General features: G+C 53.1%; 17 protein-coding genes, 1 tRNA gene and 2 pseudogenes. 5 read left to right on the plus strand and 15 right to left on the minus strand.

What is annotated here, in order from left to right:
- Nucleotides 1-666 precede the first annotated feature (666 nt).
- Nucleotides 667-1134 (minus strand): CreA family protein, encoded by a 468-nt coding sequence (locus JCM12308_RS23910; RefSeq protein WP_371256389.1) that lies wholly within the window; start codon nt 1132-1134, stop codon nt 667-669.
- A 262-nt stretch (nt 1135-1396) separates the two neighbouring features.
- Between JCM12308_RS23910 and JCM12308_RS23915 the strand changes: the two genes are divergently transcribed.
- Nucleotides 1397-2452, plus strand: coding sequence for a DUF2865 domain-containing protein (locus JCM12308_RS23915; RefSeq protein WP_083416502.1), 1056 nt, complete (start codon nt 1397-1399; stop codon nt 2450-2452).
- On the opposite strand, the pseudogene gltX reads toward JCM12308_RS23915, so the two are convergent.
- The 9 genes and pseudogenes from gltX to rpiA form a co-directional block, all read right to left on the minus strand.
- Nucleotides 2415-3778, minus strand: a pseudogene (gltX, locus tag JCM12308_RS23920) (glutamate--tRNA ligase). The gene JCM12308_RS23915 and the pseudogene gltX overlap by 38 nt on opposite strands.
- A 111-nt stretch (nt 3779-3889) precedes the next feature.
- Complete coding sequence (locus tag JCM12308_RS23925) at nt 3890-5110, minus strand: MFS transporter (protein WP_014285272.1); 1221 nt, start codon at nt 5108-5110, stop codon at nt 3890-3892.
- A 117-nt stretch (nt 5111-5227) separates the two neighbouring features.
- On the minus strand, nt 5228-6895 hold the full coding sequence (locus JCM12308_RS23930; RefSeq protein WP_128647470.1) for an NAD+ synthase: 1668 nt from the start codon (nt 6893-6895) through the stop codon (nt 5228-5230).
- A gap of 154 nt (nt 6896-7049) precedes the next feature.
- On the minus strand, nt 7050-7553 hold the full coding sequence (locus JCM12308_RS23935) for a response regulator (RefSeq protein WP_008551819.1): 504 nt from the start codon (nt 7551-7553) through the stop codon (nt 7050-7052).
- A 186-nt stretch (nt 7554-7739) separates the two neighbouring features.
- The gene (locus JCM12308_RS23940; RefSeq protein WP_008551873.1) at nt 7740-9110 is read right to left on the minus strand and encodes a class II 3-deoxy-7-phosphoheptulonate synthase; all 1371 of its coding nucleotides are present in this window, start codon (nt 9108-9110) and stop codon (nt 7740-7742) included.
- A 353-nt stretch (nt 9111-9463) separates the two neighbouring features.
- Entirely contained in the window at nt 9464-10090 is a 627-nt protein-coding gene (locus JCM12308_RS23945; RefSeq protein WP_054785306.1) for a gamma-glutamylcyclotransferase family protein, read from the minus strand.
- A gap of 99 nt (nt 10091-10189) precedes the next feature.
- Nucleotides 10190-11569, minus strand: a complete 1380-nt coding sequence (gor, locus tag JCM12308_RS23950) for a glutathione-disulfide reductase (protein ID WP_008551890.1) — start codon at nt 11567-11569, stop codon at nt 10190-10192.
- Nucleotides 11570-11734: 165 nt separating this feature from the next.
- Nucleotides 11735-12250: a DUF2059 domain-containing protein gene (locus JCM12308_RS23955; RefSeq protein WP_008551909.1), complete on the minus strand. Its 516-nt coding sequence runs from the start codon at nt 12248-12250 to the stop codon at nt 11735-11737.
- A 54-nt stretch (nt 12251-12304) separates the two neighbouring features.
- A pseudogene (gene rpiA, locus JCM12308_RS23960) lies at nt 12305-12992 on the minus strand (ribose-5-phosphate isomerase RpiA).
- 238 nt (nt 12993-13230) lie between these two features.
- Here rpiA and JCM12308_RS23965 point away from each other — a divergent pair.
- The 4 genes from JCM12308_RS23965 (at nt 13231) to JCM12308_RS23980 (ending at nt 16077) form a co-directional block, all read left to right on the plus strand.
- Nucleotides 13231-13914, plus strand: a complete 684-nt coding sequence (locus tag JCM12308_RS23965; protein WP_041768445.1) for an HAD-IA family hydrolase — start codon at nt 13231-13233, stop codon at nt 13912-13914.
- Nucleotides 13915-14162: 248 nt separating this feature from the next.
- Complete coding sequence (locus JCM12308_RS23970) at nt 14163-15440, plus strand: MFS transporter (RefSeq protein ID WP_054785307.1); 1278 nt, start codon at nt 14163-14165, stop codon at nt 15438-15440.
- A gap of 145 nt (nt 15441-15585) precedes the next feature.
- Nucleotides 15586-15661 (plus strand) — tRNA-Val (locus JCM12308_RS23975).
- A 233-nt stretch (nt 15662-15894) separates the two neighbouring features.
- On the plus strand, nt 15895-16077 hold the full coding sequence (locus JCM12308_RS23980) for a hypothetical protein (RefSeq protein ID WP_054785308.1): 183 nt from the start codon (nt 15895-15897) through the stop codon (nt 16075-16077).
- A 96-nt stretch (nt 16078-16173) separates the two neighbouring features.
- Here the strand turns inward: JCM12308_RS23980 and trpB are convergent, their stop codons facing one another.
- The 5 genes from trpB to JCM12308_RS24005 all read right to left on the minus strand — a co-directional run bounded on the left by trpB (nt 16174) and on the right by JCM12308_RS24005 (nt 22679).
- Nucleotides 16174-17391 (minus strand): tryptophan synthase subunit beta, encoded by a 1218-nt coding sequence (trpB, locus tag JCM12308_RS23985; protein ID WP_008551796.1) that lies wholly within the window; start codon nt 17389-17391, stop codon nt 16174-16176.
- A gap of 704 nt (nt 17392-18095) precedes the next feature.
- Nucleotides 18096-19679: an ABC transporter substrate-binding protein gene (locus tag JCM12308_RS23990; protein WP_008551774.1), complete on the minus strand. Its 1584-nt coding sequence runs from the start codon at nt 19677-19679 to the stop codon at nt 18096-18098.
- A 428-nt stretch (nt 19680-20107) separates the two neighbouring features.
- The gene (locus tag JCM12308_RS23995) at nt 20108-20935 is read right to left on the minus strand and encodes a dipeptide ABC transporter ATP-binding protein (RefSeq protein ID WP_008551751.1); all 828 of its coding nucleotides are present in this window, start codon (nt 20933-20935) and stop codon (nt 20108-20110) included.
- Nucleotides 20935-21777 carry an ABC transporter ATP-binding protein gene (locus tag JCM12308_RS24000; RefSeq protein WP_008552065.1) on the minus strand — a complete coding sequence of 281 codons (843 nt, stop codon included), beginning with the start codon at nt 21775-21777 and terminating at the stop codon, nt 20935-20937. The genes JCM12308_RS23995 and JCM12308_RS24000 overlap by 1 nt, the downstream gene beginning before the upstream one ends.
- Nucleotides 21778-21779: 2 nt before the next feature.
- On the minus strand, nt 21780-22679 hold the full coding sequence (locus JCM12308_RS24005; RefSeq protein ID WP_014285264.1) for an ABC transporter permease subunit: 900 nt from the start codon (nt 22677-22679) through the stop codon (nt 21780-21782).

Raw genomic sequence — 22679 nt, forward strand, 5'->3', positions numbered from 1 at the left:
GTGCGGGATGACGGTGTGGGGTGGTGCTTCTTTGCCGTCATGCCGGGCGGAGCAAAGCGGAGATTCGGTATCCAGTAGAGAGGTTCTAGTGTGTGGCACTGGGTCCCGCATCGCGCTGCGCTTGTGCGGGATGACGGCGTGAGGTGGTGTGGTGCAGTGCCAAGAAACTTATCCCCCTCACCCAGCACCTGTTTTACTCTCAGTTTGTGCCCACGCATTCGGGCAGGAGTGGACCGTCCGCTCCGTGGCGTGGGCGGGGTTGGGCTGCCGGCATGAGGTAACGTATCGTGTCGGGAGGTCCGGTGAAGCGCCATACCCTATTGAGACCACAGTGGTAGTAGGGAGCTTGGGGTCGTTCCGGAGGGCGTCCGGTGGTGACAGGAAACTGTCAAAGGCATGGAAGCGCATCTGTGATGTGCAAACATGCCTGTCGCGTCTGTTCGAGAGGGAGCCCGCGTGTTCATGATAAAAGGCCCGGGCGAGGCGAACAGCCAATGCCGAAGAAACATTTCTAACAAGTAGCGCAGGCAGAGCCTGTTCGCCTTGCTCCACCCGTCTAAACGGGAGCCTCAAACGCAAACACCGCCGGGATAGCCCAGCGGTGCTAAAACTGCTTGTGCAGCGGGTTTTAATAGGAAGAACGGTGGCGCTCTTCTGGAGCGCGATTTAGTCGTCCAGATAGTCAGCGCATTTTTCTGGCACCTGATCGCCCCACGGCATGATTGGCACGGTTGAGGTAGAGTTCTTCGGGCTGCCTTCGACAAGCTTGTCGGAGTACACCAGATAGACCAGCACGTTGCGCTTGGTGTCACAGCCACGAACGATACGCATTTTCTTGAAGAACAGCGAGCGGCTTTGACGATAGACTTCATCGCCCTGCTCAAACTTGCTTTTGAACTTGATTGGGCCGACCTGACGGCAGGCCAGAGAGACATCAGAGGTTTCCTCTTCCAGTCCGAGCCAGCCTGAGAAGCCACCCTTTTCCGGCACGGTGAAGTGACAGGCCACACCCTCCACTTCCGGGTCATCCAGCGCGTAGGTGGCCAGTTTGTGGTCCGGGCTCAGAAACTTCCAGACCGTGGATTTTTTGAAGATCAGGTCCGGGTCCTGTGCCTGCGCAGCTGTGCCGAGCATGCTCAGGGTTACACCAAGTGCCACAGTTACGGTGCTCACCATTTTCAGGACTGACTTGCCAAGCGCAGACATCTGCAAAGCTCCCCTCCATCACAAAAGATCAAATCAAATCACTCTCGATATAAGATGTTTTTCGGCAACTACCAGCAAGAGAAGAAGAGATTTTTGCAAAACCATCCGGAATCCGTTGGTTTTGCCCCAATAAGGCCATAGAATAGCTTATCTGTAGAAACCTCTCTGACTAAACGTAAAATTGCGGGCTATGACTATTTCCAGACTCCCCTTCGCTCACTCATGCGCAGTTGCGGCCCTCGCCCTTGGTGCCTCCTTTATCTGGACCCAGAGTGCGAGCGCGCGCCCACAGGTCTGTGACCGATTGGAGACGGAGTTTATTGAGCTCTCAGAACAGGTCGAGGCCAACGGCAGCTCCAACAGCTGGCAGACGGCCTATGAAGAGCAACAGGTACATATCCGCAATGTTCAAAGTCAGATGTCCAGCTTTGGCTGTGACGGGTCTTTTGGCCCACCACAATGTCAGCAGCTCAGTTCTTCCCTGCAGCAGATGAATGAGAACCTGACCTATCTAGATAGTCAGAGACAGCAGGAACTCTATTCCAGCGCGATGCAGGACCGTCTGAATGAAGTGAAGCAGGCGCTGGTTGATCTGAACTGTTCTGATCGCTCTGATCAGCAGATCCAGCCACTCACACCGCCAGTGCAGGCCAACCAGCCTTTGCAGCTGGAGCCACGCTCTACGGCAGGTTTCTCTTCCGGCGGTCAGCAGTATGCCACCATGTGCGTGCGCAAGTGTGATGGCTACTACTTCCCGATCAACCCGAACTCCAGTGCGGGCGATCTGGCGGAAGATGAAGAGATCTGTCAGGCGCTGTGCCCAAGTCAGGATACGGAGCTTTACGTTTTCCAGGTTCCGCAGGAAACACCAGCGCAGATGCGCTCCCTTTCCGGTGCGCCTTATACCTCGCTTGCCAATGCCTATCTGTTCCGACAGCAGAACAATCCGGCGTGCTCCTGTGATGCAGCGGCTGGTCAGCCGAACAACATTGAGCCAACGCCTGCGATTCCATCTTTGGAGCAAGCGATTCCGGGCACCGAGCTGGATGATCTGACACCGGGTGCAACTGCGACTTATCCGGCAATTCCGAACCAGAGCGAGCTGCGTCAGACCGTAGATGCAACAGAGGCCCAGAGTGATATCTCCGAGCCTCCGCTTGTTCAGAAGAAATTTGTGCCTCGCGAGGTTGAGCCTCGCGAAGGGCCTATCAGGAAAGTCGGTCCAAAGTTTTTTCCCGACCGATAAGCGGTAGCATGTTCTTCAGGTCTGGTCCGTGGGCCAGGCCTGTGATCGCCTTGCGCAGCGGCATGAACAGACCCTTGCCTTTGCGGCCTGTTTCGCCTTTCACAGCCTTGGTCCACTCACCCCAGGTCTCTTCGCTCCACGGCTCCTGCGGCAGCAGATCTTTGGCCTGAGTGATGAACTCTTTGTCTTCCTCGGCGATCTCCGGGGTGACTGAGCCGACGACAAGCTCCCACCACTGTTTCGCATCGCTGACGGTGGAGCAGTTTTCCTTCACAGCAGACCAGAACGCTTCATCGCCTTCAACGCCCTCTGCCTTCAGACGATCTGCAACATCAGCAAAGCTCATGTCGTGCACCAGCTTTGCGGTCAGGTGGCCAACGTCTTCCGGGTCAAACTTTGCAGCGGACTTGGAGATGCCGGAGAAGTCGAGCATCTCTGCCAGAGCTTCCATGGACTTTGCCGGTTCCACTGCGTGGCTGGTGCCAGTCAGAACTGCAAGAGAGCAGACTGCCATTGGCTCGTAGCCTTCCTCACGCAGGGAGCGGATGGACAAAGCGCCAGAGCGTTTGGAAAGGCCCTCACCTGAAGCGGTGGTCAGCAAGTTGTGGTGACCGAACTCAGGAACTTGTGCCCCCAGTGCCTGGAATATGGCAATCTGGACACCGGTGTTCGCAATGTGATCTTCCCCACGGATGACATGGGTGATGCCCATATCCGCGTCATCCACGATGGATGGCAGGGTATAAAGGTATGTGCCGTCCGCACGCACCAGGACAGGATCAGACAGGGAGGCAAGATCAACAGTCTGGCGACCGCGGATTACATCATCCCAGTGAACTTCTGTTCTGTTGAAGGAGAATGGATCACCTTCTACGTGGTTTGGCAGTTTGAAGCGCCAGTGCGGTTTACGGCCTTCAGCCTCATACTCAGCAATCTGCTCGTCGGTGAGCTTCAGGCCAGCACGGTCGTAGACAGGAGGACGGCCCAGAGCGCGGGCACGGTTGCGGCGACGTTCCAGCTCTTCCGGTGTCTCGTAACAGGCGTAGAGCAGACCGGCGTCTTTCAGCTTGGCAGCAGCTGCATCATACAATGCAAAGCGCTCGGACTGTTTTTCGACGCGATCAGGTTGATACCCAGCCATTTCAGGTCTTCGGCGATGCCGACAGCATACTCTTCCTTAGAGCGCTGTACGTCGGTGTCGTCGTAACGCAGAACGAAATTACCGCCCTGCTTTTTGGCAAAGAGATAGTTGAAAAGCGCCGGGCGTACATTACCGATATGGATGTGACCAGTCGGAGATGGCGCGAAGCGAACCGTAACACTCATGGCTGAGCCTTCTCATCAATAAACAAGTTTGACACTCGGGTATCGCGTTGGCCGGTATGGGTCAACCAGCCAATCTTGAATACCTACGGAATATCTCGGTTTTTCCTGTTTTCAGGCTGGAGAGCGCACCAGCATCAGCTGCGGCTTTACAGCAAACAGAACCAGGCCCAGACCGAAGCAGTAGAGGCTGGAGAATGCAAACTGCGTATCGAGCTCAACACCGTAGTCCAGCAAGACACCCATGAGCCCCGGAGCCAGTGCAGAGGCAAAGACCATCATGGCGGAGTAGATGGCGCGGATGGATCCGAGGTGGGCTGTACCATACAGCTCAGCCAAAACAGCGGAGGCAACAGCCCCCCATGATCCGACGGTCATGGCCAGAATGATAAACGCCACAGGGACGAAGTACTCTTCGCCCGCAAAAGCAAACACGAGGACACTGACACCGAGTGGCACTACGGAGAGAGGAAGCAGAGAGACAGCGGAGAACCGGTCAATCAGCATGCCGGCCAGCATGGAGAACAAAGCCCCAGCAGCAGCATAGAGCGGCAGGTAAGATGGCATCACAGTACGCTCCCATCCCTTGGCTTCCATGAAGTGCACCTGATGGAACATGAGGCCGGTGACGAGGAATGGCACAGCAAGCACGGCGGTCATAACAACCCAGAAGCGCCAGTCCGCCATCACCTGTTTTCTGGTCCAGCTGACAGCCGGGCCATTTGATCGGGATGACTCAAGCGGGTTTTCCGGTGTGCGGTCTTTCTTGAGTGTCAGGTATGCCAGAGGGAGGAACACGAGGAGCAGAGTAACACCGGCAGCAGACCAGAGATCGCGCCATGACATGGAGACCATGAGGGTTACAGCAGCCAATGGCAGCAGAGCCTCACCAGCCATGTTGCCAAAGGAGGCAAGGCTCAACGCTTTACCGCGGGAACCATGGAACCAGCGCGACATTGCGGTCTGTGAGGTATGGGGCAGCATGCCCTGCCCGAACAAACGCAAGCCATAGAGACAAATGCCCAGTAATATTATGGAGTTATGCCAGCTCATTAAGAAACTGAATCCGGCAAGGATCACAATTGCCGCACAGCCCACGACCACCGGGCGATAATAGTCGACAATTTTGCCGAGATAGATAAGGGTTGCCGCACTTGCCAGCGTGGCGAACATGTAGATTGAGCCGAAATCACCGTGAGACAGGCTGTAGGTCTCGCGGATCTGGGAGGAAAATTGGGCAATAAAGAACGTCTGGCCGAAGCTGGAGCCAAAGCCGAGCAGAAATCCGCCCGCAACCCAGCGCAGGTTGCGCTGGAGAAATTCAAACAAAGTCATAGACTTAACCTAAGAAGTGTAGAAAGTGATTCAGGCAAAGCCGGATGCCTGCCTGAACACGGGAGATCAAGCCTAGTGCGCCAGATCTTAAACTAAGATCTGAAGTCGCGTTTGCTTCTAGTTTCGATCCCGGAAACGGTTGGTGATTGGGTAGCGGCGATCGCGTCCGAAGTTCTTTAGTGTGATTTTGACGCCCGGAGCTGCCTGACGACGCTTGTACTCAGCGATGTAAAGAAGGTGTTCGACTCGATGGATGGTCTCAACAGAGTGACCGCGCTTTTCGATCTCGTCAAGGCTCAACTCTTGTTCCACGAGACAGTGCAGGATGTCGTCCAGAACATCATACTCTGGCAGGCTGTCCTGATCCGTCTGGTTTTCACGCAGTTCAGCCGTCGGTGCTTTGACGATGATGTTGTTCGGGATCACCTCACCTGCCGGGCCCATAACACCTACTGGGTGGTGTTTGTTACGCCAGTCAGACAAGCGGTAGACCTCGGTCTTGTACAGATCCTTGATCGGGTTGAAGCCGCCGTTCATGTCGCCGTAAAGGGTCGCATAGCCAACGGACATTTCCGACTTGTTGCCCGTGGTCACAACCATAGCGCCAAACTTGTTGGAGACCGCCATGAGGATGACACCGCGAGAACGGGACTGGAGGTTTTCCTCTGTGATGCCACTCTCAGTGCCTGCAAAAACGCCGGACAGCGTCTTCTGGAAGCCTTCTACAGGCTCTGCGATTGGAATGGTGTCGTACTTTACGCCGAGCGCATCAGCACACGCCTTGGCGTCCTTGATGCTTTCCTCGGAGGTGTAGCGGTATGGAAGCATTATACAGTGAACACGATCAGCACCCAGCGCATCCACCGCCATGGCTGCACAGATGGCACTGTCAATACCACCGGAAAGACCAAGCACAACACCCGGGAAGCCGTTCTTGTTGACATAGTCTTTGAGGCCCAGCACGCAGGCAAGCCAGTCAGCTTCCTGAGTATCTGGCATCGGAACGACGCGCGCAGGCTCAATCAGCCAGTTCTCGTCAGCGTCTTTTTTGAAGTTGAGGTAGCCAGTTTCTTCGGTGAACTGGCCCAGCTGCATGGCCAGCGATCGATCATGATTAAGTGCAAAGGAGGCACCATCAAAAACAAGCTCGTCTTGCCCACCTACCTGGTTGCAGTAAACAAATGGCAGACCTGTCTCAACCACACGGGAGATCATGAGCTGCATGCGCTCTTCGGTCTTTTCCCGGTTGTAAGGCGAGGCATTTGGAACAAGGAGGATTTCAGCGCCGGTTTCTTCCAGACATTCACAGACCTCATCGGTCCATGTGTCTTCACAGATCGGAACGCCCAGACGAACACCGCGGAAGCTGATTGGGCCCGGGTTTGGTCCAGCATCGAAGACGCGCTTTTCATCGAACACGCCATAGTTTGGCAAATCGACCTTGTAGCGCAGGCCTTCAATCTTGCCGTTATCCAACAAGGCCACAGCGTTATAGAGCTTCTCTCCTTCTGCCCATGGCAGACCTACGAGAAGGCCCGGACCACCATCTGCGGTCTCTTTAGCCAAAGTCTCCAGCTCGCGCTTACAAGCTGCGACGAAGGAAGGCTTAAGCACCAGATCTTCCAGCGGATATCCGGCAATAAAGAGTTCGGAATACAAGACCAGATCAGCGCCCTGCTCGGCAGCCAGCTTTCTGTGATGCCGAACTTTTTCAGCATTACCGGAAATATCACCTACACACGGATTGGCCTGCACGACGGCCAGACGGAACTGGTCTTTAATCATCATATGAACTTCAAAGGCTATAATGGGTTAACGGGATTGCCCTGATTGCTTCGAGCTTTCGTAGCTTTGCATCTCATGTACAGCGTTTTTATAGCTTAGAAAAGTCGATCCATCACATAGTTGATGGTTGGAGGAAAGGATTCACAGTCTCTGATTAGTCAGAGGATTTCTTCTTTAAGGTGCCGGAGTCTTTTGCTTTTGCCATCACATCCAGATGCTGCTGCAGGCGTGTGCCCATGGGCAGTTGCGCCATATCTCTGGCCTGAACACACTCATCCCCCTGCATAACAATCGCCTTCAGGCGGTCATACAGAATGGCTGGTGCGATTGGTTTGGCAAGAAAGTAATTTACGCCCGCATTGCGCGCGGCAACGACCACGGAGCGTCGGGAATCTGCGGTGATGACGATCACCGGTGTTTTAGCAATTTCAGAATCCTGATCCTGCCGCAGGATACGGAGGAAGTCATTGCCATCGATGGGATGCATGATCCAGTCGCACAAAACGATGTCTGGCCGGCGATCAAGCAGAATTGCAATCGCGTCTGCTCCATCACCTGCTTCATAGATCGAGCGGACACCAAAACCGGAGACCATGGTGCGCAAGATGGAACGCATGTAGTTGTTGTCATCTACAATGAGGATTGAATAGCCAGACAACAAAGAATCGCTCTGAAGCAACAAACTCTCCCTGAGGGCGAAAAAACCTAGAAATAAACCGAGCTGTTAAAGGCAGGAAGCACATAATTCCAATTTTCTATGTGCATCGCATATGAGTATTTATCAAAAAAAGAGGGGCTGCACAATGTGCAACCCCTGATCATCAATTGAATACTCTAGATAGAGTTAAGTGTTCACTGCAACGCGAGATTCAGATTCTTTTCTGAGGTTCTCAGCGATTGTAAACGCCAGTTCCAGAGCCTGATCCGCATTGAGGCGCGGGTCACAATGTGTGTGGTAACGATCACCGAGCTGTTCCGCAGACAGTGCACGTGCACCACCGGTACATTCAGTCACGTTACGACCAGTCATTTCAACATGAACACCACCAGCGTGGGTGCCTTCAGCGCGATGAACCGCGAAGAATGCTTCCACTTCACGCAGGATACGCTCGAATGGACGGGTCTTGTAGCCGTTTGCGGTGATGGTGTTGCCGTGCATCGGGTCACATGACCAGACGACTTTCTTACCTTCACGCTCAACAGCACGAACCATTGCTGGCAGATGTTCGAAGACCTTGTCATGACCGAAGCGGGTGATCAGTGTCAGACGACCAGCTTCGTTTTCAGGGTTCAGAACATCGATCAGTTTGATCAGATCTTCAGGATCAAGGGATGGACCACATTTCAGGCCAATCGGGTTCTTGATGCCACGGAAGAACTCAACGTGTGCATGATCCAGCTGACGGGTACGGTCACCGATCCAAAGCATATGGCCGGAGGTGGCGTAGCATTCGCCAGTAGTGGAATCGATACGGGTCAGAGCTTCTTCGTAGCCCAGAAGCAGTGCTTCGTGGCTGGTGAAGAACTCAGTGGAACGCAGCTGAGGTGTGTTGTCTGGGTCAATACCGCAAGCGCGCATGAAGGACAGCGCATCAGAGATACGGTCCGCCATTTCCTGATAGCGGTGTGCCTGCGGGCTGTCTTTTACGAAGCCGAGCATCCACTGGTGCACATGGTCAAGGTTTGCAAAACCACCCTGCGCGAATGCACGCAGCAAGTTTAGGGTCGCAGCAGACTGACGGTATGCCTTTACCTGACGCTCAGGATCCGGGATACGAGACTCTTCGTTGAACTCGATACCGTTGATGATGTCACCACGGTAGCTTGGCAGCTCGATGCCATCTTTCTTCTCAATGTTAGAAGAACGTGGCTTTGCGAACTGACCTGCAATACGGCCAACTTTCACAACCGGCTGCTGTGCACCATAGGTAAGGGCCACAGCCATCTGCAGGAATGCTCTAAAAAAGTCGCGGATGTGATCAGCATGGTGCTCCGCAAAGCTCTCCGCACAATCACCACCTTGCAAGAGGAATCCACGCCCCTCGGCAACATCAGCGAGCTGCGCTTTCAACTTGCGCGCCTCACCTGCAAACACGAGCGGCGGATAAGATGCGAGGCGACTTTCAACGTCTGCCAATGCTTCCTTATCTGGATAGTCCGGCACCTGCACGATCGGTTTTGATCGCCAGGAATCCGGTGTCCATTTCTCCGCCATTTTAAAACTCCATCAATACGGAATGCTGCCAGCGCGCCCAATGCACTTGTCTTTGGCAGCTATAATTCTTTCGAGCAGTTCTCATTTTCTGACAAAAGCCCAGAAAGGCTTATACACGCCACCCGTTTGTCTGACTAGGGGTACGTATACGTTGTTTTATCGCTGTAGGTTGAGGATACCTCAAAAAATTCAGCTCTCACGAGAATCCATCAAACCAATCTTTTTTAGAGTTATTATGTTCCAAAGAATCGAAATTTGTTAGATAATTATTTCAAAGCATCCTTTTGGATCGCAGATGAACACTTGTGTAAAGATACATGAAGCGTTCACACTGCTGATCCTCAAGGCATATTTCAGCGATTTAAATATTGAGCATTCACAGATTTGAGTAGATCGTCAATAGTCGCGGCCAGCTCTTTAGAGAGCACGATTGCCCGTGGATAGTACGGATCCTCGCGGTCCTTCAGGATCGGCACGCGGTCCCAACCATCGGTGGTTTCCACGAAGTGCTCCAGGCCCTCCTGCCCCCACAAGCGGTAGAAACCAGCCATGACGCAGTCTGCATAGCTCTGTAGAATTGGGTGCTCATCATTGCCCCAGTGGGCGTACTGGTCCTGAACCTGATAGAGGAACGTGTCCGCTGGCATTTGTCTGCCACAGTCTGGCACAAAGCTGCCATCAGCAAGAGACTTGCGGGAATAGTGCCATTCGCGTTTGTCCAGCGCTGGCAGGTTGGCTTTGGTATCGAGAACCATTGCTCCGCGGATGACGGAACCTTCTTCACGGCGAACGCCAAGTGCACAGACGCCGACACCGGACATGCGGCCATTGCCTTCTTTGCCCTTTGAGCAGCCACGCCATTCCCGTTTCCATCCACTCAGCTGTCCGGCAATCACGGTTGTGCCGGTTGGCAGGGTTTCTTCGTTTACAAGTGAGCCATAACCAAAATAGCAAATCTGGTCCTGTGTGAGGTCAGTCACGGGTATTCCTATCAAAACTTGAGAGATGCCCTGCTCCTGTTGCAAGGCAAAAAAGAACCGCTAGCAAGGACTAGCGGTTCTTTGAAAGTCGACTAAAGTTTAATTCTTGCGGATACGCTCAGTTGGTTCGCGCATTGTCACCAACTCTTCTGCGGCAGTTGGGTGAACCGCAATGGTGCGATCATAATCTGCCTTGGTAGCACCCATGGTCAGCGTAACGCCGATGATCTGGATCAGCTCACCAGAATCCGGGCCCATGATGTGAATGCCAAGGATCTTATCGGTGTCTGCATCTACCAGCATCTTGAGGAACATCTTGCCCGGTTTGCCAGAAAGCGTGTTCTTCATTGGGCGGAAGGAAGAGGTGTAGATATCAATGTTGTCGAAGCGGGCTTCCGCTTCTTCCTGCGTCAGACCAGCGGTGCCAATTTCTGGCTGGGAGAAGACAGCGGTTGGGATCATGGAGTGATCCACATGCCATTCCTTGCCACCATAAGTGCTGTCAGCGAACGCATGGCCTTCGCGGATCGCAACAGGGGTCAGGTTGGCGCGGTTGGTTACGTCACCGACAGCAAAGATGCTTGGTACGGAGCTCTGGCTCTGCGGGGTTACGACGATCGCCCCTGCCTTGTCGAGCTCAACCCCAGCTTCTTCGAGACCCAAGCCTGCTGTGTTTGGACGACGACCAATTGCGTAAAGCACCTGATCTGCCTCGATCACTTCACCAGCATGGGTGGTCACGGTCAGGCCGCCTTCATGCTTCTCGATAGAAGCGATTGTGGACTTGGTTTTGACAGTGATGCCTTTTTCTTCCATCTGCTCATGCAGACCGGTGCGCAGGTCCATATCAAAGCCGCGCAGGATCTCTTCGCCACGGTAAACCAGCGTGGTTTCAGAGCCCATTCCGTTGAAGATGCCAGCAAACTCAACCGCGATGTAGCCGCCACCGACAACAATGGTGCGTTTCGGGAACTCGGAGAGATGGAATGCTTCGTTGGATGTGATTGTGTGCTCACAGCCAACAAGGCCAGCATCCACGTTTGGCGTTGCACCAACAGCAACGAGAATGCGTTCAGCTGTGATGACCTGATCAGTGGAGAGCAAGCGAACGGTGTTCGGGCCTTCGATCACAGCACGGCTGTCGTGTAGTTCAACACCGGACTTGTCCAGGTTGCGGCGGTAGATGCCTTCGAGGCGGGTGATTTCCTTGTCTTTGTTTTCAACCAGTTTATCAAAATCGAAGGTCGGCGTGCCGTTCAGGCTCCAGCCATACCCGTCCGCATTGGCGAATTCTTCCGTGAATTTGGAGGCATATACAAAGAGTTTTTTTGGAACGCAGCCACGGATTACGCAGGTACCGCCGTAGCGAAATTCTTCAGCAATACCAACACGGGCGCCATGGGTTGCTGCGATACGTGCTGCGCGCACACCGCCGGAACCAGCCCCAATAACAAAGAGATCGTAGTCGAAATTAGTCATTACAGCCCACTTTCGTTAGCAATAGAACCTTATGCAACGACGTTTCGTTTCGCTCTAAGGTCTTGTCTTATAAAAACGTAGGCTCAGACTTGGGCCAGATACGCCCAAATTTCAAGGGGCGTATCTGATCTAACTGTTCATTTTGGATGGCGATTTCGTGATCGCTTATTGAGCAGCCATCGCAGCCAGTTTCTGACGTGCAATAGCAACCATGTCGGTGCTGATTGCGTCGCCCCACTGCTTTGCTGCACCGATGGTCAGCGCGGACAGTGTGCCGGACAGGTCAGCAAGACGCTTGCCAGTGTCAGAGTTGTAGAAAGTTGCGATTTCGTTGAGCTGCTCTTCGGTGAAGCGGCGTGCCCACACTTCGTAGATCACGCGGTCCAGTTCCTGACGGCGTGGGATAAGCTCAACAGCAGCTTCGTTGACGGCAATGTCGATCTCAGCGCTCATTGCCGGATTGGAGCGGATGAACAGGGTGCGCGTGCGCTCAGCAACATCTGGAAGGATGTTGTCAAAGTTCTCGATGGATTTTGTTGCACGAACGGCTGCTTTTGCAGCTTCGATGTGGCTTTCAGAAATGGAATTGTCCTGAGCCATAACCGGGCTGGAAATCAGCACACCAGCAACAACCAGTGATGCGACACCTGCAATTGCTGCAGACTTGAACTTAGCGAGCATAAAATGGCTCCCCTATATTTTAATCAGCTGTCCTTAAATGACTGTCAGGATAGCTTAAGGTTCCAAGACACGAATTTCATCAGTACCGGCGACATAAGCCCGTACCGCCATATCAATAAACAACCCGTGTTCAACGACACCTGGAATAACTTCCAGGCGTTTTGCCAGTGACTTCGGATCGCTGATTGCCTTCAGGTGGCAATCAAGAATGTAGTTGCCGTTATCGGTTACAAGTGGCTTATCACCTGCCATACGCAGGATCATCTCGCCTTGCAGCCCCTCAGCGTCCAAGCTGTTTTGCATCATCTGCCGGGTAGCCTCAAGCCCGAATGGGATAACCTCCACGGGAAGCGGGAACTTTCCGAGGGTATCAACAATTTTGCTCTCATCTGCGATGACAAGCATACGGCCAGATGCTGCCGCGATGATTTTTTCGCGAAGCAGTGCCGCACCGCCACCTTTGATGAGGTTCAGCTGCGGATCGATCTCGTCCGCACCATCAATTACAAGGTCCAGCACCGGCGTTTCATCCAGCGTGGTCAGCGGAACTCCCAGTTCATCGCAAAGCGCCTGAGAGTAAGAGGAGGCTGGAACACCGATGATCTCGAAACCATCCTTGACCATATCTGCCAGAAGGCGGATCATTTCGTTGACTGTTGATCCAGAACCTATCCCCAGCTTCATGCCGCTTAACTTCCTTGAGTGCTGCAGCTGCGGCCTGCGCCTTCAAACTCATTGCCATCTGACTATTTTCTCTTCCCCGGACCCTAAGCTTCTTAGGAAACATTCACAATTCAGAACAATTTTGCCTAGTTATACCGCTTGGGTCTACTCTGACATAACTCCTGCTGATTACCATGAGGTGCCAGCCCCGCCAAGCAGCAATCCACCCAACACACTATAGGTTTTCCTCGCAAATTGACTTCACGGCGAATTTCGTTAGGGTGGCGCGGATTTTCTCAACAGAAACGAGCTTAAGTATGACAACACCAGTTCTGGTTTTCGACCTAGACGGTACTCTCCTGGAGACCATGGGAGACCTAACAGCGTCGATGAATCATGTTTTGGTAGAAGCCGGATTTGAAGCCATTGAACCTGAACGGGTCAGAAAAATGGTGGGTGCTGGCGTGAAAGTGCTGATGACCCGTGGGCTTGAGGCGAACAAGATTGAAGTGACAGACGAAGTTCTGGAACCGCTGCTTGCCAAGTTTATTCGTTACTACGAAACCCACATTGCCGATCACACTCACGCTTTTCCTCAGGCGCTGGAAACAATTGCGCGTTTGAGAGAAGCAGGCTGGAAAACCGCTATCTGCACAAACAAGCTGGAAAAACTGGCCAAGCCTCTGGTTCGGGCCATGGAGATGGAACATCTGTTTGACTCGGTTGTGGGTGGTGACACCTTCTCCAAGAACAAGCCGGATGCGATGCCTGTGTTTGGCGCGATCGACATTGCGGGCGGTTCCCGTGCCGGTTCCATTTTCGTAGGTGACTCCAAAGCTGACATTTCTGCTGCGCGCAACGCTGGCCTGCCAGTGATTGCAGTTGATTTCGGTTACACCGACATTCCGGTTCGCGAACTTGGCCCGGATGTGGTGATTTCGCATTACAATCAGCTGGAAGCAGCTGTTAAAGAGCTGAGTGAAGAGAACGCTCCTTCCTAACTCTTTGATACAAATAAAGATTAATCTGCCGCCCGTGCTTCTGCATTGGGCGGCAGTTTTGTTTGCAGCCGCAAATCCGTCGTATTTCCCCCACGTAAATCCCATCATAAAATCACCGCTTGGTGCGAATTTTCGCTCAATGCAGTCACATTCCCCTGCGAAACATCCAGCATCGGAAAGCTCTGTTTTCCACTAAATGAAATCAACACAGGAACACCGCGTCAGGACAGGCGCTGGTCTATTGCTGCATGGTAAAAGCTTCACTTGTTTCGTTGTTTGCGATCATACTTGCCAGTGCTCTTGCACAGTTGGCGAGCTCTGCTTTGTTGACGAGCCTGCCGCTTCAGATCGCCAGTATCGGAGGCTCTGCCTCACAGGCAGGTCTTGTGGCGGGTGCCTATTCGCTTGGCTTTATGGCCGGGTGCATGCGCGGTGTGCGGATGATCAACCGGATTGGTCATATCCGGGCCTTTGCTGGTGCAGCTGGTTTGACAGCCCTTTTGGTTCTCCTTTTCAAAAACTCTGAGAGCATCATTTTCTGGACTGTTCTGCGCTTCTTTATGGGTGCTGCCTTTGCCATGTTGTTTGCAACGGCGGATGCCTGGTTGAACGAGACCGTGAAAGATGAAGTCCGTGGCCGTGTTCTTTCCGTGAATTCCATTGTGATTGGTGCAATGGCTATTCTCTCACAGATTTTCGTTGCCCATTACACTGAGGTTCCTTTGCAGATGCTGGAGCTGTTGAGTGCCATTTTGCTGGCGGCTGTGGTTCTGCTTTGCATGACGCGTTCCGTTCCTCCGCGGACCTATAAGTCCAAGCGTGTGAAGTTTCGTGAGATCTGGGCGCAGTCTCCTGTTGCGGTGCTGGGTGCGTTTGCTTCCGGTGCGATTGTGACAAGCCTTTTGACCATTGTGCCGTTCTCCCTTTCCAAAGCTGGCGTTGGTGGCAGCACGACGGCTCTCATGATTGCCATGCTTTACATTGGGCGTCTGATGTTCCAGTGGCCGTTTGGCTCCCTTGCTGACCGTATGGATCGCAGATGGCTGATCCTTGGCTCCTCCACGTTGATCACTGCGATCATGGTGACCTTCCTGCTTGCTGATCCGTTTACTGGCTGGAACTCTGGTTTCCTGCGCAATTATCACCTGCTGACCATGCTGGGTCTGGTGCTGGCTGTTCTTGGTGGCCTTGCCTTTCCGTTGCAGTCAATCTGTGTGGCGCACGCATTTGAACGGAAACCGGAGAGCAGTGTTGCGCTGTCGACTTACCTGCTCTTTATCTGGGCAGCAGGCAGTGTGGCTGGTCCTACGCTCATCAGTATCCTTGCGCCGATCCTTGGCTCCAAGACGCCTGACTTCATCCTGATCAGCCTGAGTGGCTCTCTGGCGCTGTTTACAGCCTACCGTCTTTATGTGGCGAAGCTGTTCATGTTCCGTCGGCCATCCCGTAAGCCTTTGCTGATTGTGAGCAACATGCCTTATGCGAACTACCACCAAGCTCAACCCTCTGATAAATATAAGCAATAAGAGGCATCATGAAACTTCAAGCCTCATCACGACGATATATCTGAGATATTTTGAATTCTTTTGGGAAAAGTTTCTAAGGGGGCTTGCGGGAACCCGGCAAAGGGCCTAAACACCTCCTCACGCCACACGGCGTACCACCCTAAGGGGGCGATTAGCTCAGTTGGTAGAGCGCTTCGTTTACACCGAAGATGTCGGGAGTTCGAGTCTCTCATCGCCCACCATTCCTCTTCTAGAGGACTTCAAGTCTCCCGAATATTCGCGGAGGCTTTTTTATTTTCTCACAGCTTTTACCTTGTAGGATTAATCCCCTACCCCATATTGGCTCAATGGGAGTTAAAGCATTTTGCAAACACTTCATTGATTGCAAAGCGTTGTAACGCCTTGTTTTGAAGCAAGTCATCTTTCTAAAATGAGCTTCACTCCTTTGGGCAGTTATTCAGTCGGGATCACGCATATGAACCGAATTTTCTTGTTTATCGGCAAAACCTTTGCAGCCTCTGTGATGCTGTTCTTTTTCGTGGTTGTTTTCCAGACTATCATGTATGGCGGTCCGGCACGGGATGTGGCAGCGTTTATCTCGGGCGCGGGTGGCGTTTCCTACACATCTTATATGGCGATCCGAAACAGGAATGTGTGACGGGCACACCTTCCCTTTGAAAAAGGGAGCCTGAGCTCCCTTTATGCATCTTGTTCCTACACTTCATTCCCCCATCCAACAGGGTAATGGCGTGCCTTACATCTTCAGGTCTTCGCCTGTGCCGAAGTTATCAGCCACATAATCCAGATCCTTATCGCCGCGACCCGACAGGTTCACGAGGATCGTTTCACCCGGACATTCCTTGGCCAGCTTGATGGCATAGGCGACAGCATGGGAGCTTTCCAGAGCTGGAATGATGCCCTCATAGCGGGATAGCGCCCAGAAGGCCTGCAGAGTTTCGTCGTCCGTTGCAGATCCGTAGTGCACCTTGCCGATGTCGTGCAGATAGGAGTGCTCAGGACCAACGCCCGGATAATCCAGACCAGATGCTATTGAGTGAACTGGTGCCGGATTGCCTTCTGCATCTTCCAGAACGCGGCACTTGAAGCCATGCAGCATGCCTGGCTTACCGAATGTCATGGTTGCCGCGTGCTGACCAAGTTCAGGGCCCTTACCCATTGGCTCAACGCCGTGGAGTTTGACAGACTTGTCCTGGATGAAGCCGGAGAACAGGCCCATTGCGTTTGAACCACCGCCGACACAGGCCACGGCGTGGTCTGGCAAGTTACCGGTCATTTCCGTGAACTGCTCGCGCGCTTCAATCCCTACGATCTGCTGGAAGTCGCGCACCATACGTGGGAATGGATGCGGGCCAACCACAGAGCCGATTGCGAACAGAGCCTCATCAGCCTGCTCCAGATAGGAGGTAAAGGCTGAGTCCACGGCCTCTTTCAGCGTACGACCGCCAAAGCCAACCGGAACGAGCTTAGCACCGAGCAGCTGCATGCGGACCACATTCGGGTGTTCTTTTTCGATATCCACTTCGCCCATGTGAATTTCACATTCCAGCTCGAAGTAGGCCGCTGCGGTTGCCAGTGCCACGCCGTGCTGCCCTGCCCCTGTCTCCGCAATGAGCTTCTTTTTGCCCATGTGCTTGGCCAACAGGGCTTCAGCCATACAGTGGTTGAGTTTGTGAGCGCCGGAGTGGTTGAGGTCTTCGCGCTTCAGATAGATGTTTGCGCCGGATCCAATGCGATTGGACAGGTTGCGGGCGTGAGAAACAGGTGTTGGGCGGCCCTGAAAGTGTTTGCGGATGTAACGCAGCTCATTGATGTAGGAAGCATCGCCTGAAATCTTGTCATAGGCTTTGGCAATCTCTTCGAACTGAGGTACCAGCTCCGGCGGTAGAAATGCCCCGCCGTATTCTCCGAAATAGCCTTCTTTGTTTGGAAATTCTTTTAAGTAATTGTCCATCTGCTCACGCTCTCCCAGCCCATTGATTATATGTGTAGATGATGCTACTTTAAGCTGCGTGGACCGATCCATCTGGCAATTGGAACTAGTCACTGATTTCTTGACAAATAAACAAGCACTTAAAGCACCGCATGGCATTCCATGCAGTGGTGAAGCTGGAGGTCCCGAGTTAATCGGGGTGAGCAAGGCGGCAGGCAATACCTGCGCTGTTTATTAGTAATGAGTCTTCGGCATTGGCTACACGCCTTGCCCGGGCTTTCTTTTGATGAACAACGTCGCCTCTTTTGCCTATAAGGCACGATAGCCGGTTTCCCGGAAAGACAGTGGCTTATCCAGTCAGGTTTCCCTGCCCAAACAGTTCCTCCGTCTTTGACAGACACAACAGCAAAAGCAGATTATCCCTGCCGGTGCATCAACGCCTGTCACCGCGTGATACCCTATATTCCTGGGTCCTTCCCCTCAAACCATGCGGCCACGTTTGAAGTTCGGTTCACCGGACCACCGAAAGCTGCGTTATCTCTTCCGATAGCCCCGCCCAGCCTACGACACACTGACGGTCGCTCCGCCAGCAGCCCGTTACGTAGGCATGCGATTAGTATGGGCATGGTTTCAAGCGAGGGGGATAAGTTTTTCGCTCCCACATGCCCAAACAAAAAAAGCCCCGGCACAAGGCCGGGGCTTTCCGTAGATCAGAGAGCTCTGAATTACTTCAGGCCTACACCGTAGAAGATGTGACCACCGAACGGGTCAATCTTGTAGTTGTCTACCTTTACGGAGACTGGCTCAGATACAACTGAGTGAGCGATGGTTGCCCATGGAGCTTCACGCTTGAAGACCACCTGTGCCTGCTCATAGAGCTTGGTACGCTCAGCGATATCTGAAGTCAGCTTCGCTTTAGAAATCAGGTCCTGGAACTCAGCATTACACCACTGAGCACGGTTGGAACCACCAACGCCTTCACAGCTCAAAAGAGCAGCAAGGAAGTTGTCTGGGTCACCATTGTCACCGGTCCAGCCGAGAAGAACAGCACCGTCACGATCTTCTTCCTTAGAGCGCTTCAGGTACTCACCCCACTCGTAGGAAACGATCTCAACTTCTACACCAACCTCAGCAAAGTCAGACTGAATAACTTCAGCCATACGACGTGCGTTCGGGTTGTAAGGACGCTGAACTGGCATTGCCCAGATCTTCATCTTGAGATCTTTAACGCCTTCTGCTGCCAGAGCAGCTTTTGCAGCTTCCACGTCATACACATCATCTTCGATAGAATCGTTGTATGACCAGATTGTTGGTGGAAGTGGGTTCTTAGCAACCTTACCAGCGCTCTGGAAGACTGCGTCGATGATCGCATCCTTGTTCATTGCTGCGTTCAGAGCACGGCGAACTTTTGGATTATCAAATGGCGCAACTTTGGTGTTGTAAGCCAGGTAACCAACGTTCAGGCCTTCCTGCTGCATCAGGTTGATCGCAGGATCTTCCTTCATTGCTTCAATATCAGCAGGGTTCGGGAATGGCATGACATGACATTCGCCTGCTTTCAGCTTCTGATAGCGAACAGATGCATCTGGAGTGATTGCGAAGACCAGATTGTCGATTGGCGCTTTGCCTGCCCAGTAGTCCGGGTGAGCTTTATAGCGGATCATCGCATCTTTCTGGTAACCAACCATCTGGAATGGGCCAGTGCCGACCGGGTTCTGGTCGAATGCATCCTTGTTGTCCATCATGTTATCTGCATATTCAGCAGAGTGGATGGAAGCAAAGTCCATTGCCAGGTTTGCAAGCATTGGTGCTTCTGGACGCTTCAGGACGAACTTAACTGTGTAATCGTCAACACGTTCGATTTTTTCGATCAGGTTCGCCAGATCCATGTAACCGAAGTACTCATAGGTACCGCCGGATACCAGATGGTACGGATGATCTTTTTTACCCTGACGCTCGAAAGAGAAGATCACATCGTCTGCATTGAAGTCGCGGGTTGGAGTGAAGTTCTTTGTGGTGTGGAACTTTACGCCCTTGCGAAGATAGAAGGTGTATTCCTTACCGTCTTCGGAAACTTCCCATTTTTCGGCCAGTGCTGGAACGATGTTGGTGCCGCCACGCTCGAATTCGATCAGACGGTTGAACATCTGACGGGAAGACGCGTCGAATGTTGTACCAGCTGTGTAGAGAGCTGGTGTGAAGCCCTCAGGAGAACCTTCTGAGCAGTATACAAGCGTCTTTGCCATGCTTGGTGCAGCAAACGCCAATGTCGCAGCAAACACACTGCCCATAAGAATTGATTTTTTCATTTCTCGTGTCCCCAATCACCTAAAGTGAATGCAAAAGCTTAGGCCTTTGATCATTTTGTCGAAGCTGCTTGATGCAGTTCTTCTCATAGGATTTTGCAGTGCCATGCCGCAGGCTCACCTCAAGCCTGCGAACTTCCCCACCAGGAGAAAGCCGAGTTCAGAGTGTTATCGGGAAGAAATAGCGCGGATAGAGCACAACATTGAGCCTCCCCTCCGCTGCGTTGTGTCCTCCCCAGCACACCCCATACGCAACAGCTGCAAACGGGAGTACCTTATACGTAATTGTCGGTAAAATCTCCTCTTAATTGCGTATTTTTCAAAGAATTTGTTTCAACATTGCACTGAATGGGGAAAATCGTTAATGAAATGACAAAGCGGCGGCTCCCTCTTGGGAACCGCCGCTTTGTATATTAAATTGCTAATTTAGCTTACTGAGAAGCAGCCAGTCGCGCCTTGATGTGCGCGATGTCCGCCTGAGGCGTCGCGTTGAAGAGTGTACGGGTATACTCATGCTGAGGATTTCCAAACACTTCGTCGCGGGTGCCGTACTCAACCACCTCACCAAAGTACATCACCATCACCTTGTCTGCGATGTAGCGCACCACGGACAGATCGTGAGAAATGAACAGGTAAGTGAGGTTAAATTCGTCCTGCAGATCCGCCAGCAAGTTCAGGATTTGCGCCTGAACGGACAGATCCAACGCTGAAACTGGCTCATCGAGGATGAGCAGTGACGGATTAAGCACCAGAGCACGTCCAATAGCGACGCGCTGACGCTGACCACCGGAGAACATGTGCGGGTAGCGGCTGTAGTGCTCCGGACCAAGGCCAACCTTGACCAGCATCTCCATCGCTTTATCGCGACGCTCTGCTGGTGTCATGTCGGTGTTGATCATGAGCGGTTCAGTGAGCACGTCCCCAATGCGCTGACGCGGGTTCAAAGAACCGTATGGGTTCTGGAACACGATCTGCACTTTGGAGCGCATATCCTTGGACAGCTTTTCCTTGGAGATGTCGATCGGCTTGCCTTCGATGAGCAGCTCACCTTCGGTTGCCGGATCGATCAGGGTCAGGATACGGGCGAGTGTGGATTTACCACAGCCAGATTCCCCAACCACAGCAAGGGTCTTGCCGCGTTCCAGAGAGAAGCTGATGCCCTTCAGCGCACGGTTGACGTGCTCTTTGCCGAAGAGGCCTTCTTTGGTCCGGTACTCGCGCACCAGATTGCGTGCTTCGAGGATGATATCGCCAGCCATTAGGATGCACCTCCATCACCAAGGTGGAAATCAGACACCGTTGGCAGACGATCTCCTGTCGCATTTTCCGGAAGCGCTGACAGCAGAGCTTTGGTGTATGCGTTTTTCGGGCTTTCGAAGAGAGACAAGACATCAGCCTCTTCCATCTTCTTGCCCTTGTACTGCACAATCACGCGGTCCGCAGTTTCTGCCACTACAGCCATGTCGTGGGTGATCATGATCAGACCCATGCCACTTTCGTGCTGAAGGTCCAGAAGAAGATCAAGGATCTGCTTCTGGATGGTCACGTCAAGCGCAGTGGTTGGCTCATCCGCGATCAGCAGTTTTGGCTTACAGGCAATTGCCATGGCGATCATGACGCGCTGACACTGACCACCGGACATCTGGTGCGGGTACTTTTTCAAAGCCTTTGCCGGCTCTGGCATCCCAACAGATTCCAGAAGTTCAATCGCACGTGCTTTACGCTCGCCGCGGCTCATGCTGGTGTGCTCTTTCAGAGTCTCATCGATCTGAGAGCCCACGGTGAAGCATGGGTTGAGGCTGGCGATTGGCTCCTGGAAGATCATGGAGATGTCTTTACCAATGATCTCACGGCGCTGTTTTGCAGACATGGTCAGAAGGTCGTAGCCTTCAAACTCCAGCTTATCGGCCCACAGGTGACCGTTGTTTGCCAGAAGTCCCATCACAGCAAGCATGGCGACGGATTTACCGGAGCCACTCTCGCCCACAACAGCAAGCACTTCGCCTGCTTCAATGGAATAACTCACACCATCCAGAGCACGAAAACGCCCATCGACTGTGTCGAATTCAACTGTGAGGTTTTCAATTTCAAGAAGGGCCATGATCAGCTCCTCTTCAGCTTAGGATCGAGTGCGTCACGCAGACCATCACCGATCAGGTTGATCGCCAGCACGGTGGACAGGATCGCAAGACCCGGGAAGGTCACGACCCATGGCGCACGCAGGATGAACTCACGGGATTCAGCAAGCATAGTGCCCCACTCCGGATCCGGAGCCTGTGCACCCATGCCGAGGAAGCCGAGAGCAGCAGCATCAAGGATCGCGGTGGAGAAGGACAGAGCGGCCTGAACAATGAGCGGTGCCATACAGTTTGGCAGCACGGTCACAAACATCAGACGCAGAGTGCCAACACCGGACACGCGTGCGGCCATTACATACTCGCGGCTCATCTCGGACATCACAGATGCACGGGTCAGACGCACGTAGTATGGCTGCTGAACAATCGCGATCGCGATCATCGCATTGATGAGCGATGGACCGAGGATTGCAACAAGCACCAGAGCAAGCAGCAAGGATGGGAACGCCAGGATGATGTCCATGATGCGCATGATGATGGTATCAATCCAACCACCAAACGTACCAGCCACCAGACCGAGGCAGACGCCAACAACGAGCGCTACAGAAACAACCACCACACCGATGAACAGTGAGAACTGGCTGCCGTAGATCAGACGGGACAGCAGGTCACGTCCAACAGCATCGGTGCCGAGAATGTAGGACCAGTCCCCACCTTCCTGCCATGCAGGCGGCAGCAGCAGCGCATCGCGGTACTGCTCGATTGGTGAGTGTGGTGCGATGACCACAGCGCCAAGTGCGATAATCACAAGCGCTACAAAGAAGATCAGACCCGCAACAGCCCCTTTGTTGGTGCGGAAATGTCTCCAGAAGTTGACGATAAGTTCAAACCGGGTATCCGGCGCGGAATTTTGTGTCACGTCAGCCAT

The organism is Pseudovibrio denitrificans JCM 12308, assembly GCF_001310815.1.
Classification (GTDB): domain Bacteria; phylum Pseudomonadota; class Alphaproteobacteria; order Rhizobiales; family Stappiaceae; genus Pseudovibrio; species Pseudovibrio denitrificans.

Excerpts from the sequence above, each read along its gene's own strand:
- JCM12308_RS23910 (WP_371256389.1), bottom strand. The coding sequence starts at position 1,134 with ATGCTCGGCACAGCTGCGCAGGCACAGGACCCGGACCTGATCTTCAAA.
- JCM12308_RS23915 (WP_083416502.1), top strand. The coding sequence starts at position 1,397 with ATGACTATTTCCAGACTCCCCTTCGCTCACTCATGCGCAGTTGCGGCC.
- JCM12308_RS23925 (WP_014285272.1), bottom strand. The coding sequence starts at position 5,110 with ATGACTTTGTTTGAATTTCTCCAGCGCAACCTGCGCTGGGTTGCGGGC.
- JCM12308_RS23930 (WP_128647470.1), bottom strand. The coding sequence starts at position 6,895 with ATGATTAAAGACCAGTTCCGTCTGGCCGTCGTGCAGGCCAATCCGTGT.
- JCM12308_RS23940 (WP_008551873.1), bottom strand. The coding sequence starts at position 9,110 with ATGGCGGAGAAATGGACACCGGATTCCTGGCGATCAAAACCGATCGTG.
- gor (WP_008551890.1), bottom strand. The coding sequence starts at position 11,569 with ATGACTAATTTCGACTACGATCTCTTTGTTATTGGGGCTGGTTCCGGC.
- JCM12308_RS23955 (WP_008551909.1), bottom strand. The coding sequence starts at position 12,250 with ATGCTCGCTAAGTTCAAGTCTGCAGCAATTGCAGGTGTCGCATCACTG.
- JCM12308_RS23965 (WP_041768445.1), top strand. The coding sequence starts at position 13,231 with ATGACAACACCAGTTCTGGTTTTCGACCTAGACGGTACTCTCCTGGAG.
- JCM12308_RS23970 (WP_054785307.1), top strand. The coding sequence starts at position 14,163 with ATGGTAAAAGCTTCACTTGTTTCGTTGTTTGCGATCATACTTGCCAGT.
- JCM12308_RS23980 (WP_054785308.1), top strand. The coding sequence starts at position 15,895 with ATGAACCGAATTTTCTTGTTTATCGGCAAAACCTTTGCAGCCTCTGTG.
- trpB (WP_008551796.1), bottom strand. The coding sequence starts at position 17,391 with ATGGACAATTACTTAAAAGAATTTCCAAACAAAGAAGGCTATTTCGGA.
- JCM12308_RS23990 (WP_008551774.1), bottom strand. The coding sequence starts at position 19,679 with ATGAAAAAATCAATTCTTATGGGCAGTGTGTTTGCTGCGACATTGGCG.
- JCM12308_RS23995 (WP_008551751.1), bottom strand. The coding sequence starts at position 20,935 with ATGGCTGGCGATATCATCCTCGAAGCACGCAATCTGGTGCGCGAGTAC.
- JCM12308_RS24000 (WP_008552065.1), bottom strand. The coding sequence starts at position 21,777 with ATGGCCCTTCTTGAAATTGAAAACCTCACAGTTGAATTCGACACAGTC.
- JCM12308_RS24005 (WP_014285264.1), bottom strand. The coding sequence starts at position 22,679 with ATGGCTGACGTGACACAAAATTCCGCGCCGGATACCCGGTTTGAACTT.